14 protein-coding genes are annotated in these 16,297 nt (G+C 63.2%); 9 read left to right on the plus strand and 5 right to left on the minus strand.

Annotation, left to right across the window (positions count from 1 at the left end; translation table 11 throughout):
- Positions 1-28: 28 nt before the first annotated feature.
- Entirely contained in the window at positions 29-1,930 is a 1,902-nt protein-coding gene (locus tag F0P96_RS11710; protein WP_151079090.1) for a BamA/TamA family outer membrane protein, read from the minus strand.
- Between the two features lie 186 nt (positions 1,931-2,116).
- On the opposite strand from F0P96_RS11710, the gene F0P96_RS11715 reads away from it, so the two are divergent.
- From F0P96_RS11715 to rfbD, 4 genes are all read left to right on the plus strand, one after another.
- The gene (locus tag F0P96_RS11715; RefSeq protein WP_151079091.1) at positions 2,117-3,442 is read left to right on the plus strand and encodes a putative DNA modification/repair radical SAM protein; all 1,326 of its coding nucleotides are present in this window, start codon (positions 2,117-2,119) and stop codon (positions 3,440-3,442) included.
- Positions 3,443-3,469: 27 nt separating this feature from the next.
- On the plus strand, positions 3,470-3,655 hold the full coding sequence (locus tag F0P96_RS21000; RefSeq protein ID WP_160620115.1) for a hypothetical protein: 186 nt from the start codon (positions 3,470-3,472) through the stop codon (positions 3,653-3,655).
- A gap of 81 nt (positions 3,656-3,736) precedes the next feature.
- Positions 3,737-4,666 carry a TIGR03915 family putative DNA repair protein gene (locus F0P96_RS11725; protein WP_235917454.1) on the plus strand — a complete coding sequence of 310 codons (930 nt, stop codon included), beginning with the start codon at positions 3,737-3,739 and terminating at the stop codon, positions 4,664-4,666.
- Between the two features lie 101 nt (positions 4,667-4,767).
- Positions 4,768-5,622 (plus strand): dTDP-4-dehydrorhamnose reductase, encoded by an 855-nt coding sequence (rfbD, locus tag F0P96_RS11730; protein ID WP_151079092.1) that lies wholly within the window; start codon positions 4,768-4,770, stop codon positions 5,620-5,622.
- Between the two features lie 30 nt (positions 5,623-5,652).
- On the opposite strand, the gene F0P96_RS11735 is transcribed toward rfbD, so the two are convergent.
- Positions 5,653-6,816 (minus strand): Kelch repeat-containing protein, encoded by a 1,164-nt coding sequence (locus F0P96_RS11735; RefSeq protein ID WP_160620113.1) that lies wholly within the window; start codon positions 6,814-6,816, stop codon positions 5,653-5,655.
- A 398-nt stretch (positions 6,817-7,214) separates the two neighbouring features.
- On the opposite strand from F0P96_RS11735, the gene F0P96_RS11740 reads away from it, so the two are divergent.
- The 3 genes from F0P96_RS11740 to F0P96_RS11750 all read left to right on the plus strand — a co-directional run bounded on the left by F0P96_RS11740 (position 7,215) and on the right by F0P96_RS11750 (position 11,790).
- Complete coding sequence (locus F0P96_RS11740) at positions 7,215-10,220, plus strand: glycosyltransferase family 117 protein (RefSeq protein WP_151079094.1); 3,006 nt, start codon at positions 7,215-7,217, stop codon at positions 10,218-10,220.
- Positions 10,221-10,259: 39 nt separating this feature from the next.
- A complete protein-coding gene (locus F0P96_RS11745) occupies positions 10,260-10,787 on the plus strand; it encodes a GreA/GreB family elongation factor (RefSeq protein WP_151079095.1) in 528 nt (175 codons plus the stop codon).
- Between the two features lie 76 nt (positions 10,788-10,863).
- A complete protein-coding gene (locus F0P96_RS11750; RefSeq protein ID WP_151079096.1) occupies positions 10,864-11,790 on the plus strand; it encodes a bestrophin family protein in 927 nt (308 codons plus the stop codon).
- A gap of 6 nt (positions 11,791-11,796) precedes the next feature.
- Here F0P96_RS11750 and F0P96_RS11755 read toward each other — a convergent pair whose 3' ends face one another.
- A complete protein-coding gene (locus F0P96_RS11755) occupies positions 11,797-12,387 on the minus strand; it encodes a DUF416 family protein (protein ID WP_151079097.1) in 591 nt (196 codons plus the stop codon).
- Between the two features lie 9 nt (positions 12,388-12,396).
- Positions 12,397-13,326: an AraC family transcriptional regulator gene (locus F0P96_RS11760; protein WP_151079098.1), complete on the minus strand. Its 930-nt coding sequence runs from the start codon at positions 13,324-13,326 to the stop codon at positions 12,397-12,399.
- Between the two features lie 307 nt (positions 13,327-13,633).
- Here F0P96_RS11760 and F0P96_RS11765 point away from each other — a divergent pair, with 307 nt between their 5' ends.
- Complete coding sequence (locus F0P96_RS11765; RefSeq protein WP_151079099.1) at positions 13,634-15,160, plus strand: aldehyde dehydrogenase family protein; 1,527 nt, start codon at positions 13,634-13,636, stop codon at positions 15,158-15,160.
- A 196-nt stretch (positions 15,161-15,356) separates the two neighbouring features.
- Positions 15,357-15,758 (plus strand): DUF779 domain-containing protein, encoded by a 402-nt coding sequence (locus F0P96_RS11770; protein WP_151079100.1) that lies wholly within the window; start codon positions 15,357-15,359, stop codon positions 15,756-15,758.
- Positions 15,759-15,827: 69 nt separating this feature from the next.
- Here the strand turns inward: F0P96_RS11770 and F0P96_RS11775 are convergent, their stop codons facing one another.
- The gene (locus F0P96_RS11775; protein ID WP_151079101.1) at positions 15,828-16,289 is read right to left on the minus strand and encodes a DUF4440 domain-containing protein; all 462 of its coding nucleotides are present in this window, start codon (positions 16,287-16,289) and stop codon (positions 15,828-15,830) included.
- Positions 16,290-16,297 lie beyond the last annotated feature (8 nt).

Below are 16,297 nucleotides of genomic sequence, written 5' to 3' on the forward strand. Positions count from 1 at the left end.
CGCCGGCCGGCTCTGTTCCGCGTTGCCCTTAGTCGTAGCGTGTTATTCCGGGCTGGCCGAAGCTGAAGTCGTTGAACTGGTAGTAGCTGCGCGACGACTCGAACACGCGCAGCCCGCTGCCGTCGGTGATGCCGCGCGGGTAGTAGCCCAGCAGGATCTGAATGGTGCTGACGGCCAGGTATTCGTTGCGGAAACGCAGGCCCACGCCAAAGCCGGTGTAGGGCTTTTGCTGAAACGGCGACTCGCGCCCGTTGGTGCTCAGCCAGGCGGCATCGGCAAAGGCAATGCCCGCGAGGCGGAAGCCCAGAAACGACACCGGCGTAAACATGTTCGTCTCGTAGTTGACCACAAACCGGCTGCTGCCGCGCAGGTACGAGTCGGGCGAAAAGCCGCGCAGGCCCCGTTCGCCCTCAATGCTCAGCGGCAAGTCGCCGGGCGTGCGCTGAATGCCGATGAGGGCGCGCGTCCAGAAAAAATGCCGCAGCTGCCAGTCGCCCATGTGGTAGAGGCGCGTGAAGGCCAGCGCCTCGCCGCTGAACACGCCCTGCTGCCAGCGCCCGTTCTGCAGAAACCGGCTGATTTCGCCGCTCATGTAGAGGTACCCGCGCAAGGGGCTGAACCCGGCCGCCGCAATGCGGGTGCCCACGTAAGGCCGGTGGCCGTTTTCGTTCAGGTCATAGCCGCCGGTCAGTGTCAGCAGCGTGCCGGTGGGCACGTCCTCGGTGCGGCCGAAGCCGAACAGGTACCGGTCTTTGTAGTAGTGCCGCACGCTGTAGCCCAGGCTCAGCAGCGCCAGGGTGCTGTTGCCGAACTGCTGCCGGTTGGGCCGCTGGGTGTAATCGGTGCGGATGAGGCGCGTGGCCACGATGATGCGGGCGGGGTTGTCGAAGCCCAAATCGTAGCTGCGCGGCCGAAACGAGCGGCCCAGCCAGCCGTCGGCCACGTTGAAGCCAATGGGCAGAAACACTTCCGGCGTTTGCCCAACCGGCGTGGTCAGGTAGCCCTGCCGGAACTGAGTGAGGCCCGCCGAGTAGGCGTACTGCGTGTTGACCGACACAAACCCGCGCGACAGCGAAGCCGCGCGTTCCTCAAACTGCCACTCGTTGCGGTAGCGCGCCTGGCCCACCAGGTAGTTGCGCAGCGGCACGGTGTAGCTGCCTTGGTAGGCCCAGCCCTTCGGGTTGCTCAGGCCGTAGGCAAAGCGGTTGCGGAAGTCGTGGCCGCGGGCCACAAAGTTCTTGTCGCGCAGCGTTACCACGCCCGAGCCCACGTCGCGCAGCTGAAAGCCGCCGCTGAGGCTGAACACGTCTTTGGTGATGACCCGGATGTCGACGCTGTCCTGGGTAGTGGTGCGCTCGTCCACCACCACGCGGGCGTCGAGAATGAAGTCGGTTTGGCGCAGCAGACGTTCGGTTTCGGCCAGAGCCTGCGGCTCCAGCTCCTGGCCGGGCTTGAAGAGCAGCAGCTTGCGCACCTTCCGCCGGGCGGTGGTGAGGTGAAAGAAGTTGCCGCCTTTCTCCAGCACGTTGCGCGGCACGCGGGTGGTGTCGGTAATGCTGTAGCCGAAGGCGTCGAGGGTCACGATTTGCACCCGCCGCACGATTTTGTAGGTGTGCCGGTCGTATTGCCTGTCGAGCAGGGCCGCGTCGAGGCCGGCTTGCTCTTCGCGGCGCTCGGTGAAGTTGAACGCCGCCGACAGCGCCTTGCCCACGATGGTTTTGCGCTTGGTGTAGGCTTTGAGGTTGTTGAGGAACCGTTGCTGGTCGAAGCGCCGCCGCAGCGAGTCGAGCGGCACGTTGCGCAGGCTGTCGGGCACGGTTTGCTGGGGCGGAGCGGTCGGCTGCTGGGCCACGGCAGCGCCAACCGACCCGAGCAGGATCAGCCAGCAGCAACACAACACACGCAGGAAACGCAGCAACGGGAAGGACACAATACAGCAACGCGCAGCGCCTGGGCCACGGAAGCTGCCGAAGATACGAAAGGCCGGCAGCAAGGGCATTTTGCAGCCGGGCCAGCGGGAACTATTCCTAAAAAAATTAGTTGCTAAAAAATCGGGAACAAGCTTGCGCCAGACAGGGTTTATCCGTTGATTTACGCCCTCTAAGGCCCGCCTCGGATGAACGAACGGATTCAGGAAAAGCTAAGCATATTGGCCGACGCCGCCAAGTACGACGCCTCGTGCTCGAGCAGCGGCGGCAAGCGCAAAAACGACAACGGAGGCCTCGGCAACGCCGAAGGCATGGGCATTTGCCACAGCTACACCGAAGACGGCCGTTGCGTGAGCTTGCTGAAAATCCTGCTCACCAACCACTGCATTTTCGACTGCGCCTACTGCGTGTCGCGCAAGTCGAACGACGTGAAGCGCGCCGCCTTTACGGTGCAGGAAGTTGTGGATCTGACCATGAACTTCTACCGCCGCAACTACATCGAGGGCCTGTTCCTGAGCAGCGGCATCTTCTCGTCGGCCGACTACACGATGGAGCGCCTTGTGCGCATTGCCAAGAAGCTGCGCCTGGAGGAGAAGTTCAACGGCTACATCCACCTGAAAACCATTCCCGGCGCCTCCGAGGAGCTGATTCAGGAAGCCGGCCTGTACGCCGACCGCCTGAGCGTGAACATCGAGTTGCCTTCGGACGACAGCCTGCAGAAGCTGGCGCCGGAGAAAAATTACGCCGAGATTCTCACGCCCATGAGCCAGATTCAGCTCAAGGTGGCCGAGAACCGCGAAGAGCGGGAACTGTTCCGCAAAGTGCCGCAGTTTGCCCCGGCCGGCCAAACCACCCAGCTCGTAGTAGGCGCCACGCCCGAGTCGGACCACCAGATCATCAAGCTCGCCGACGGCCTCTACAAAGGCTACGGCCTCAAGCGCGTGTACTACTCGGGCTACGTGCCCGTGAGCGGCGACCAGCGCCTGCCGCAAGTAGTGCAGCCGCCCCTGATGCGCGAGCATCGCCTCTACCAGAGTGACTGGCTGATGCGCTTCTACGGCTTCGACGCCGACGAAATCCTGGACCCCGCGCACCCGCACCTCGACCTCGAAATCGACCCGAAGCTGGCTTGGGCCCTGCGCCACCGCGAAATCTTCCCCGTCGACGTGAACACGGCCGACTACGAGTTGATTCTGCGCATTCCCGGCATCGGCATGAAATCGGCCAAGCGCATTGTGGCCGCCCGCCGGTTTGCGCCGCTCACGCTCGACCACCTGCACAAGTTTGGCGTGGTGCTGCGCCGGGCGCGCTACTTCATCACCTGCCGCGGCATGGCGCTGGAAAAGCGCGAGTACGACGAGCAGACCGTGCGCCGCAAAATCCTGTACGGCGACGGTCAGACCCGTTCGGCCCTGGTCAAGCGCCAACTCGATCTGTTTGCGCCCGAGCCCACCATCATCACCGCCCCCGACCTCGTTTCGCCCCAGCTCGACCTGTTTCGGCAGGCCAGCTAACCAACCACCGACTTTTCGCTCTCCATCATGACTATTTCGCTGCACTCCGCCGAAGACCAACAGCCGGCCCTGCAACTCGCCCAGCCCGAGAAAGTGGCCCGTATGGCCTGCTGCTGCAAGCTTTCCGACCTGCTGCCGCTGGTGCGCCAGCAGCTGCAGGCCCTGCGCGAGCAGCAAGCCGCCGCGCCGCGCCGCGAAGCCGAAGCCGCGTAAAAAACGCCGCCGTTCCACACCCTCGACGTGGCGCCGGTCGCCCGCTGGGGCGGCTGGGGTCGTGTTTTCAGCTTTCGTTTCGTGAAAAAGACTCGCCGCACCAGTTTGCAACGCCACGCCCCCGGCCTTCCTGCCGCTGTGCCCATCACGGCGCTACGCCGCCCGGGCGAGCTGCCGCCCAGCTTCCGCAGCTCCGGCCGCTTCACCTACGACGGCTCTTTCGACGGGCTGCTGACGGTGGTGCTGGCCTGCTGGGAACAGCGCCTCTGGCCCGAGGCCATTCAGCCCGAAGGCGCGGCGCAGGGCGGTCTGTTTGCCGAAACCCAGCACATCGAAACCGACGAGGAACGCGCCCGGCGCGTGTGGGACGGCCTGCTCCGGCACATGCCCGGCGAGGCGCGCACCAGCCTCTACAAAACGTTTCTCTCCGAGCGCCCCGACCGCGAACTGCTCATTTTTCGCTACGTGCAGCTGGCCATTGAAGCCGGCGGGCAGGACATCAGCGAGAATTTTGGCAACGACACCGTGCGCCTCGTGGCCGACATCAACAAGCAGCTCTTCCGCGAAAAGCACCGCATGGAGGCGTTCGTGCGTTTTGAGAAGTCGCACGACGGGCTGTTTCACGCCACCGTGGAGCCCGATTTCGACGTGCTGCCCCTTATTGCCGAACATTTCACCAAGCGCTACGCCGATCAGCGCTGGCTCATCTTCGACCGCCGCCGCGGCTACGGCCTCTACTACGACCTGCAGCGCACCGACATCCTGAGTTTCGATGCCGCCTCGGACGCACCGCGCTCGGGCAGCGCCGTTTCGGCCGCCGTGCTCGACGAGCGGGAGCCGCTGTTTCAAACGCTCTGGCAGACGTATTTCGACCACGTGAACATTCCGGAGCGGCGCAACCTGAAGCTGCACCGCCGCCACATGCCCAAGCGCTACTGGCGGTTCCTGACCGAAAAACAGCCGCGCGAACGGCGCTTCGAGCCCATTCAGAACAAGAACAACGCGGCGTAGCACCCTTATGCGGCAGCGAAAAGGCCGCGAGTCACCCGAGGTTTCGGCTGAATCGCGGCCTTTTTCGCATTTTCGCCCCGCCGAATAGAGCGGCGTTGACTATGGGAAATACTTTGGTGTTTGGGGCCTCCGGCCAATTGGGACAATGTCTGGCGCACGTAGCCACTGAGCGGGGCGTGCCGGGCTTGGTAATGCTAGCCGAAGAGGAAGCCAATATCCTGAACCCCGACGGCCTGCGGGCGGCTTTTGCGCACTACCAACCCCAGTACTGCATCAACTGCGCCGCCTACACGGCGGTGGACAAGGCCGAGGATGAGCTGGAACTGGCCCGGCGCGTGAACCGCGACGGCGTGGGAAACCTGGCCCGCCTGTGCGCCGAGTTCGGCACCACGCTGCTGCACGTATCCACCGATTTCGTGTTTGCCGGCACCGGCAACCAGCCCCTGCAGGAAACCGACGAAGCCGCACCCATCAGCGCCTACGGCCTCACCAAGCTGGAAGGCGAACAGGTAATTGCCGCGCACACGACGCAGTATTTCATTCTGCGCACCAGCTGGCTATACTCCGAATTCGCCGGCAATTTTGTGAAGACCATGCTGCGCCTGGGCCGCGAACGGGAAGAGCTGCGCGTGATTTGGGACCAGCTGGGCACACCCACCTACGCCATCGACCTGGCCGGCTGCCTGCTGCACATCATCGAAACCGGCAACACGCACTACGGCCTCTACCACTACAGCAACGAGGGCGTAACGTCGTGGTATGATTTTGCGGTCGACATCTTTGCGCTGGGCGGCCTCAACACCCGCGTAATTCCCATTCGCACGGACGAATACCCCACCAAAGCCACGCGCCCCACGTACTCGGTGCTCGACAAAACGAAAGCCAAAACCCAGCTGGGCGTGGCTATTCCGCATTGGCGCACCAGCCTGCAGGAATGCTTGCGTCGCTTGGCCTAAGTGGAATCGTAGCCGTTCATTAACAGCTGCTTACTGCCGAACGAGCCGGGTGCGCACCACCTGCGTTCCTTGGTAAAACGCGGCCGAATACACGCCCGCAGGCAACTCGTGGATCGACAAGCTGCCTCTGGGCGCTGCACTCTGCGCCACGAGGGAGTAACGGCGGCATACCCGGCCTAGCGCATCCGTCAGCTCCACGCGGTAGGGGCCGGCCGCAAACTGGTCGAGCACGAATTCCACCGACGGCGCTACCGCGGGATTCGGAAACAGTTGAACGCCCGTAGCCACCGGCCCAGCCGCCCGGCTGGGCAGCACCTGCGCCGACAGCCACGTGGTGGTTTGAAGCGGGCCGTACGTGCCTCCGCTGACCACCATGCGGCCGTCGATGACACCGGCCACGGGCGAGTGGCGAGGTTCCAGCAGCGGCGTTAGCTCGCGCCAGGTATTGGCCACCGGGTCGAACTCGATAATGTTGGCCACCGAGCCGGTGTTGTCCGTTACGCCCGACACCACCACCACGCGGTTGTTGAGCGCAAACACGGTGCTCATGATGTGCCCCAGCGGCCGCGGCATGTTGGCTTTGGCCGTCCAGGTATCGGTGGCGGGGTCGTATTCGTGGATGGAGGTCTGGTTGTCGTTGGCTTCGTTGCCCTCGTGCTGACCGCCGATGGCGTAGATCTTGCCGTTGAGCACCGTGCCGCCGAGATGGTTGCGCGGGTTGGGCATGGGCGCTTTGGCTACCCACTGGGGGTTGGGCGCGTCCAAGGGAAAGGCCCAGTGGTCGGCCGGGTCGGGCCGCCACACGTTGTTGATGCGAATGCCGCCACCGAAGAAATGCAGCATACGGCCCAGGCGCACCACCATGCCGCCGCCGCGCGCGGCCGGCAAGGGCACGCCGGCACTCCAGGTATTGGCGGCAATGTCGTAGCGCCACACGTGGTCGGTACCGGGGCCGGGGTGCATGCCCACAAAGCCCCCGGCGGTGTAAATGTAGTTTCCGTCGAAGGCCGCTCCGGCGTGCGTAATGGGTTCGGGCATGTCGGCCAAGCGCGTCCAGGTGTCGGTGGCGCGGTCGTACACGTCGCAGCGCACGGTAGCGTCGATGCTGGCCGTGAAGAAGCCGCCCAGCACATAAAGCTTGCTGCCGGAAGCGCCGCCCAGGGCTTCGTAGCGCCCGATGGGGGCGGCCGCCATAGTGTTCCAGGTAATGGGTGTGGGTACTTGCGCTACGGCCGGGTTTGCACACAGGCTGCAGGTTGCCATAGTGGCTGCAACGGCTAAACGCGCAGTGAAAAGGGTAGAGGAGTAGGGCATAGTGGGTGGTTGTTTAAAACGTGGGTGGCCTGTGGGGTTGGGTGGGCAATATGGTGAATGAAGCCGACTATGCGCTTCATTGTCAGTGGAAAATAACGGCCATGAAAGGGCGCTGAGCGGCCGTGTCCCCGAAGCAGAACGGCGGCTCTTTGCCTGAATACGCACAGACCGCAACCAACGGCGATGGACCCAGGCAACGGTTGCGCCGGGCCGGGCATCTGGCGCCTAAGCCCGGCCGCAACGGCCGCGCGGCCTTGTGCTAGTTTTTGCTTCGTGCCATGACCTACACTTACCGCACTGCCAACAACCTCGTGGGCGCACTGGTATTTGCCACCGCGCTCAGTACCTACTGGCTCACGCTGGAGCCCACCGTCAGTTTCTGGGACTGCGGCGAGTTTGTGGCCAGTGCCAACCGGCTGCTGGTGCCGCACCCGCCCGGCGCACCGCTGTTTTTGCTGCTGGGCCGGGCAGCATCGTTGCTGGCTGGCTCCGACGCCACGCAGGTAGCCGTGTGGGTCAACCGCCTATCGGCGCTCAGCAGCTCGTTCACGGTGCTGTTCCTGTTCTGGACGATTACCATCCTGGCCAAGAAGCTGGTGCTGGGTCGGCCGGGCATGCACGACGACCGGGGCCTGGAGCCGACCCCGCCCCAGACGCTGCTCATCCTGGGCAGCGGGGTGGTGGGCGCCTTGGCGCTGGCGTTTTCGGACTCGTTCTGGTTCAACGCTGTTGAGGCGGAGGTCTACGCCCTGTCGAGCTTGTGCACGGCCGTGGTGGTGTGGCTCATGCTCAAGTGGGAAAACCGCGCCCACGAGGCCGATGCCGACAAGTGGCTCATCTTCATTGCCTACGTCGTGGGCCTGAGCATCGGCGTGCACTTGCTCAACCTGCTCGCCATTCCGGCTTTGGGTTTTATCTATTATTTCCGCCGCACGGCGGAGCCTTCGGTTCGCGGGGGGCTGCTCACGCTGGTTGGTAGCGGTGCCCTAGTTGGGCTGATTCTGGTGGGCGTCATTCCGGGCTTGCCCTCGTTGGCCGGCGCGGCGGAGGTGTTCGTGGTCAACACCCTCGGGCTGCCGTTCAACAGCGGCGTACTGCTGTTTGCGGCGGCGCTGGTGGGGCTGCTGGTGGCGGGGCTGCGCTACGCCCGGCGGCGCGAAATGACCTTGCTGCACACCGGCCTGATGGGCTTCGTGTTTGTGCTCATCGGTTACGCGTGTTACCTCATCGTGCCCATTCGCTCGGGCTTCAATCCGCTCATCGACGAAAACAACCCCGAGGACGTGCTGTCGTTTGTGAGCTACCTTAAGCGCGAGCAGTACGGCGACCGGCCCCTGCTCTACGGGCCGCAGTTCAACGCCCAGCCCGTGGCCCAGCACGAAGGCGCCCCGCGCTACGTGCGCCACAACGGCCGCTACGTGGTGGAAGAGCGCCGCCTCGAAACCGAGTACCGCGACGAAGACAAAACCTTGCTGCCGCGCCTCTACAGCAACCAGCCCGGCCACCTGCGCGAGTACCAGAAGTGGGTCGACGTGCAGCCTGACCAAAAGCCCACCATGGCCCAGAACCTGGCGTTTTTGCTGCGCTGCCAGATGGGCCACATGTACGGGCGCTACTTCCTGTGGAACTTCGTGGGGCGGGCTTCCGATGTGCAGCAGGCGGGCGTGCTGTGGCCTGCCAGCGCCACCAAAAACGGCCTGCCCGCCGAACTGGCCGACAACCGCGCCCGCAACAACTACTTCGCCTTGCCGCTGCTGCTGGGCGTGGCCGGCCTGCTCTACCACCTGCGCCGCGACCGGCGCAACGCCCTCGTGGTAGGCTTGCTCTTTGTGCTGACGGGCCTCGCCGTGGTGGTGTACCTCAACCAGCCGCCCACCGAGCCGCGCGAACGGGACTACGCCTTTGCGGGCTCCTACTACGCGTTTGCCATTTGGCTGGGCCTGGGCGTGCTGGCCGTGGCCGATGGGCTGCGCGCGGTGCTGCGCCAGGAGCGTTTGCGGGTAGTGGCCGTGGCGGCGCTGAGCCTGGGCGTACCCTTGCGCATGGCCCAGCAAAACTGGGACGACCATGACCGCACCGGCCGTTTCGCCGCCAACGACTGGGCCCGCAACATGCTCAACAGCGTGGCACCGAACGCCATTCTCGTCACCTACGCCGATAACGACACCTTCCCGCTTTGGTACGCCCAGCAAGTGGAAGGCGTGCGCCCCGATGTGCGCGTGGCCGTGCTCAGTTACCTGAACACCGACTGGTACATCGACCAGATGAAGCAGCCGCAAGGCCCTTCGGCGCCGTGGCCGCTGTCGATGACGCACCAAGACTACGCGCAGGGCACCAACGACTACCTGCCGTTTGTGCCGAACGCGGCGGTGCCGGCCGTGAACGTGAAGGAATTTGTGGCGCTGGTGCGGCAGAACAGCCCGCTGCTGCAGGTGCAAACCCAAAGCGGCAAGTCGCTGCTGTCGTACCCTACCGGCAATTTTTACCTCGACGTGGACACCGCCGCTGTGCGCCGACTGGGCATTGTGCCACCGGAGCGGCGCGGCCAACTCGTGGCTCGTATGCAGTGGAATGTGGGCGAGGAAGTCATGGAGAAAAAGCAGCTGGCCGTGCTCGATTTGCTGGCTACCAACAACTGGCAGCGGCCGGTATACTTCTCCACCAGCATACCGCCCCAGGAATACGGCGGCCTCCACAACTACCTGCAGCTCGAAGGCTTGGCCTACCGCGTGCTGCCCTGCGCCAAGCCCGTGCCGGCCACCGAGGCCGCCGGCCAGAATCCGGAAATCGGCACCGTGGCCACGCAGTTGCTCGACGACTCGCTGATGCGCAAGTTTGCCTACCGCAACCTGCGCCTGCCCAAGGTGTACTTCGATGAGCAGCAGCGCCGCCTGATGGGCCAGTACCGGGAGCAGTTTGCCCGCCTCGCCAAAGCCCACCTGCAAGCCGGCAACCCAGTGCGCGCCCGGCAGGTTATCGACCACTGCCTACGGGTGCTGCCCGACGACTCGGTGCCCTACGATGCTTTTACCGCCGACCTCGTGGCGCCGCTCGTGCAGCTCGGCGACGCCCCGCGGGCCCACTACATTCTGGACACGCTCACCAACCGCGCCCAACAGTCGTTGGCCTACTACAGCACCCACGAGCCCGCCCGCTTCGACCGCGAAGTGCAGGAAAACGCCATCTTGCTCAGCCGCCTCTACCAAGCCGCCGCCGACACCAACGACCAAGCCCGCGCCACGCGCATTGCGCAGCTGTTTCAGCAGTACGTGCCGAGGTCGTAACGGCACAACCGGGCCTTTCAGCTTTCCGTTTGGGGGAGCATGAGCCGAGGTTTTGTAAAAGAAGACGATGCCCAGCAGCCGCCCATTGTTCCGCCGCGGGCGGCGCTGCCGCCCAACACGCCCAACTACGTAACGCCCCGTGGCCTGGAGCTGCTGCGCGAGGAGCTGACGACGCTAGAAGCCGAGCGCGCCCAGGCCGAAGCCAACCGCGACAACGACGCCGACCGCACCCGCCTGCTGTCGGTGTTCAACGGCCGCATCAGTGCCCTGAACGCCCGCTTGGCCAGCGCCAAGCTGGTGGAGCCGCGCACCCAGCCCGCCGACGAGGTGCGCTTTGGCGCCACCGTGACCCTGCGCACCCGCAGCGGTGGCAAAGCTGGTTTCGAGCGCACGTTCACCATCGTGGGCGTCGACGAAGCCTCGGTGGCCGAGGGCAAGGTGGCGTTTGTGGCGCCCGTGGCCCGGGCCGTGCAGGGTGCCCGGCTTGGGCAGCAGGTAACTCTGCAACTGGGGCCGAAAGCAGAAGTGGTGGAGGTCGTGGCCATTGGCTACGACGGCGGTTTGTAGCTGGCCCGCTGCCGCAGCAGCCGAAATGGCGTGACGCGTAGCTTTGCGGCGAAGCCCGAAAACGCTTCGCTACATTATGATCATCTACAAATCGGCCGATTGGTGGGAAGCACTGCGCCACCTGCACACTTCCGGCATCATTCGCAAGCTGCTGAACCGCGTGTGGCTGCTGGGCCTCTACGGTACCGCCATTGCCTTGCTCGGGCGCGGCGTGTTCGACATCAAGTTCACCGTCGACCCGCAGTATTTCTCGCTGCTGGGCATTTTGCTAAGCCTCTTGCTGGCGTTCCGCACCAACACCGCCTACGACCGATTCTGGGAAGGCCGCCGGGTGTGGGGCCAGCTCGTGAACAACTGCCGCAACCTAGCCGTGCTGCTGCACGCGCGCCTGCCCGCCACGGCCCACGAGCACCGTTTTCACCTCGCCAAGCTGCTGTCCAACTTCCCCATTGCCCTCGACGGCCACCTGCGCGGCGGCGTGCGCTTCGAGAAGCTCGAAGACTTGGGCCCCGCTTACATGGAGCGCCTGCAGCAGTCGAGCCACGTGCCTTCCCTGCTGGCCGCCACGCTGCAGGAATACTACGAGCAGCTGCTGCGCGACGACTTGCTGCTGCCGGTGCACCTGCTGGCCATTCAGCGCCACCACGAGGTGCTGCTCGACGTGACCGGCGCCTGCGAACGGATTCAGAAAACGCCGATTCCGTTTTCCTACAGCTTTTTCATTAAGGCATTTATCTCCGTTTTTCTGCTCATCATGCCGCTGGTGCTGCTTTCGTCCTACGGCTATTTCATGGTGCCCATCACCATGTTCGGGGCCTTTGCCCTGCTCGGCGTCGAAATGATTGGCGACGAAATCGAAGACCCGTTTGGCAAAGACAGCAACGATTTGCCCCTCACGCAGCTTTCCAACCGCATTCGGGTGAACGTGCACGAAATCCTGGGCGTGGAGCTGCACGAGGAGAAAAAAGCCCTGGCCGACGCGCCTTACAGCGTGGTGTTTTAGGCTGCCCTAGCGCAACCACGCCGCATCAATAATGCCGCCCGCGCCGTTGAGGCGGCGGAGCGCGTGAATGTCGGCGCTGTCGAAATCGGGCAGGGCAAGTAAGGCGTCGAGCAGGCGGTGCTGACGGGCCAGCTCGGCTTGCATGAATGCATCGGCGGCCACTATTGCGTGCGCGTCCCGTCGGTCGGAGCTAAGGCTGCGGTATTCCTGCACAAACGCCTCTACGCTGTCGGTAGCGGCAGTGGCGCAGTTGTGCAAGTGGCTTTCCTGCTTGTCGATGAGAAACTGCAGGGCCTCCTCCAGCGCAATGCAGGCATCGAGGGCGTAAGCAGTCAGCGGGGTTGTAAAGTCCGTTAAGCCCGGCTGTACCAACTCAAGTTTTTCGAGCAGCGCCGCCGCTTCTGCCCGATGGAATTCACCCAGGGAAGAGTTGTAAAGAATTTCCAACCCGCGCTCATACACGGCCGGACTGCCCCAGTTTGCCGCTTTACAAAACGCTTCGTACTGCGGCAGCAGCCGTTCGCACACCAGTCCCGCAAACACGGCTTTTTGCTTATCAGATAAGCCGGTAATCTGGGTTTCGATGTCGTCTTGCATGCCGCAAAGCTAGCCCACGCGGCCCTGCTTTTTGTAGAGGCCCGGCGTGAGGCCCTCGTGCTTGCGGAAGAGTTTCTGAAAATAAGCCGGGTTGTTGAAGCCCGTGCGGTAGCACACATCGGCTACGGTGCTCAGCGGGTGGCGCAGCAGGCGCTTGGCCTCCGTTAGCCGCTCCTGAATGATGTACTCGACGGGCGTGAGGCCAAACTCGCGCTTGAACATGCGGAAAAACGTTGCTTTGCTCATGCAGGCCATTTCGCTGAGCTTTTCCACCGGCAGCGGCTCGGCCAGGTTGTGCTTGATGTACTGCACCACGTGGGCAAAGCGGTGGGTGGTAAGATGCTGCTGGTAGTTGTCGAAAATCAGGCAGCGGGCCTGCGTCTGCATCAGGCGCACCAGCAGCTCCTGCAGCGTGAAGCCGGCCAGCACATCCTTGGCCGCCGAGGTTTCCTGCGACACCCGAATGATGCGCTCCAGCGTGCCCGCCAGCTCGGGCGTGTTGTGCAGGTGGGCGTAGGCGCGGGCATCGAGCTGCCAGGGTGTGTGCTCTTCGATGCGCGGGTACCGCTCGTTGAGCAGATCCACGGTGCCCCGAATGGTTTCGGCCGGAATGGCCACCGCCAGGCACTGCGTGGGGTTCTGCTCGTCGGCCTCCGGAAAGTCGATTTCCATGGTCTGCTGCTCGCCCACCACCACCGACTCGCCCGGCAGGTAGTCGAACGCGTCGCGGCCGGGCAGGTGCATCACTTTTTTGCCGCGCAGCATGGTTGTCAGCACCAGCGCGCCCAGGTTGAGCGGCACGCTGTGGGCCTGCTGGTGCGTTTCAAAGATGTTCAGCTCGAAGGCGTTCAGCGAGTACACCGTGCGGTTTTCCACCAGCGTCAGCAGGTCGGCTTTGCGGCTGAGGGCCACCGGAGAAGGCAACAGGGTTCGGCTCATGAGCAAACGGTAAAGCCCCGGCAAGGGCGCGTGCACCTCTAAAAATCAACAACCTGCAATGGGCCTGCTTGTTGCGGCGGGTGGCCGGTGCGGTTCCTGCACCAATGAAAAAGTCATTGCAAGACGCGCAATATAAAGCGTTGCACTTGTTGGTAGTGCAAGTATATGGTCGGTGAGCAAGTACTTACTGACTCGCAGGCGAACTTGCGACAATCGAGTAGTTTGTTGCGACAATAGTGCAGCGGAGCCGAGGGAAAAGGAGGAAAATTGGCTTATCCAAAAGCCACAACTTCATCTTCTCTTTCGCATGGAAACCCTCGAAAAACCCACCACCCTGGTTGCTCGGCCCAAGTTCAAGGAACACTACGACAATTTCATCGGCGGCAAATGGGTAGCGCCCGTCAAAGGTCAGTATTTCGACAACCCGTCGCCCATCGACGGCAAGGCGTTTACCAAAGTGGCCCGCTCCACCAAAGAAGACATTGAGCTGGCGCTGGACGCGGCCCACCAAGCCTTCGAAACCTGGGGCAAAACCTCGGCCACGGAACGCAGCAACATCCTCAACAAGGTGGCCAACATCATCGAGGAAAACCTGGCCTACCTGGCAGCGGTGGAGTGCGTGGAAAACGGCAAAGCCATCCGCGAAACCACCTACGCCGACCTGCCCCTCGTCATCGACCACTTCCGCTACTTCGCCAGCGTCATTCGGGCCGAAGAAGGCAACGTGACGGAGCTGAATTCGACCACCATATCGATGAACATCAACGAGCCGCTGGGCGTAGTGGGCCAGATTATTCCCTGGAATTTCCCCCTGCTGATGGCCACCTGGAAGCTGGCTCCGGCCCTGGCCGCCGGCTGCACCGTGGTGATGAAGCCCGCCGAGCAAACCCCCGCTTCCATTATGGTGCTCATGGAACTGCTGCAGGACGTGCTGCCGGCCGGCGTAGTCAACGTGGTCAACGGCTTCGGGCTGGAAGCCGGCAAGCCGCTGGCCTCGTCGCCGCGCATTCAGAAGGCTTCGTTCACGGGCGAAACCACCACCGGCCGCCTCATCATGCAATACGCGGCCGAAAACCTCATTCCGGTGACGATGGAGCTGGGCGGCAAGTCACCGAACATCTTCTTCAAGTCGGTGCTGGATGCCGACGACGACTTCCTCGACAAGGCCATTGAAGGCGCCGTCATGTTTGCCCTCAACCAAGGCGAAATCTGCACCTGTCCCTCGCGCATGCTGGTGCACGAAGACATCTACGACGAGTTCATGGAGCGCGTCGTTGCCCGCGTAAAGGCCATTAAGCTGGGCAACCCGCTCGACATGGACACGATGATGGGTGCGCAGGCCAGCAACGACCAGTTTGAGAAAATCCTGAGCTACCTCGAAATCGGGAAGGCCGAAGGGGCCGAGGTGCTGGTGGGCGGTGATGCTTACCAGCAGGCAGACGGCGCGCTGGCTGAGGGCTACTACATTCAGCCCACCATTTTCCGGGGCCACAACAAGATGCGCATCTTCCAGGAGGAAATCTTCGGCCCGGTAGTGGCCGTTACCACCTTCAAAACCACCAAAGAAGCCATCGAAATGGCCAACGATTCGCTCTACGGCCTGGGGGCCGGCGTGTGGACCCGCGACGCCCATGAGTTGTACACAGTGCCGCGCGCCATTCAGGCCGGTCGCGTGTGGGTGAACTGCTACCACGACTACCCGGCCGGCGCGCCCTTCGGTGGCTACAAGGCCTCGGGTTTTGGCCGCGAAAACCACAAGATGATGCTCGCGCACTACCGCCAAAACAAGAACATGCTCATCAGCTACAGCCAGAAGCCGCTGGGTTTCTTTTAGGCCGGTAAGCGGCCCTGATACGCCCCCTTTCTGCTTTGACCGTCCTGCTCATCTGGCGTCCGCTTGTCGAAGCATCTCTCCCGCTGATGTCAGATAGAAACTTACTATCCGGCGAAGCGGGAGAGATGCTTCGGCTGCGCTCAGCAGGACGGTGTGGTCGCTTGGTCTCTATTTCACTCACTCTGCCTTTCACGCCATGCTCACGCCCCGCGTCCTCGTTACCGCTGCCGCCGAAGCCACCATTGATGCGCTGCGCGACGAGCACGGGCCGCTCATGTTTCACCAGAGCGGCGGCTGTTGCGACGGTTCGTCGCCCATGTGCTTTCCGGCCGGCGAGTTTCGGGTGGGCGCCAACGACGTGTGGCTGGGCCGCATCCACGGCTGCAACTTTTTCATGAGCGCCGCGCAGTTTGAATACTGGAAACACACCCAGCTAACGGTGGATGTGACCAAAGGCCGCGGCGCCAGCTTCTCGCTGGAAATTCCCCTGGGCGTGCGCTTTCTCATTCGCTCCCGGCTGTTTACCGAGGCCGAGGAGCAGTACATGGCCCCGGTGTACGACGGCGAAGCGTACCTGACGCGGCCGGCAGAGGCCTAATGCAAAACAGTGCCCACAAAAAAGCCCCGGCAACCGAGTTGCCGGGGCTTTTTTATCTATTGCGGTCCGTTACTGGCGCACGCGTACCGGCAGGCCTTCGAGCTGAGCGTAGCCCAGTTTCCAAGCACCCTTCGCGTTTTTCTTCCAGATCAGTACAAAGTTGCCGGTGCCTTCGCCCATGGGCTGGGCCGGGTTGGCCGGCAGCACGTCTACTTGGTACGTGCCGCCTTCGTAAGCCGTTTGGGCGTCGTTGCCCGAACTGGCCACGTTCAAGCGCAGGTTGCTGATGGTTCCCATCGTGGCCCGAATCCATTTGTCCGACACTTCCGACTTGCCCTGGTAGTGGGCTTCGCCTTGCAGAAAATGCACGTCGTCGGCTAGCAGGGTGTCGAGCTGAATGGCGTTTTTGCTGTTCCAGGCGCCAATAAACTGCTGGTCGAGGGTTTGCACGTTGACGGCCGGCGTTCCGGCCGTTTTGGTACAGGCCGCCGCAACGGCAGAGGCCAGTAGAATCCAGGTGAACGATTTCATGAGAAAGT

Origin of the sequence: Hymenobacter busanensis, assembly GCF_008727865.1 — a bacterium.
GTDB lineage: Bacteria > Bacteroidota > Bacteroidia > Cytophagales > Hymenobacteraceae > Solirubrum > Solirubrum busanense.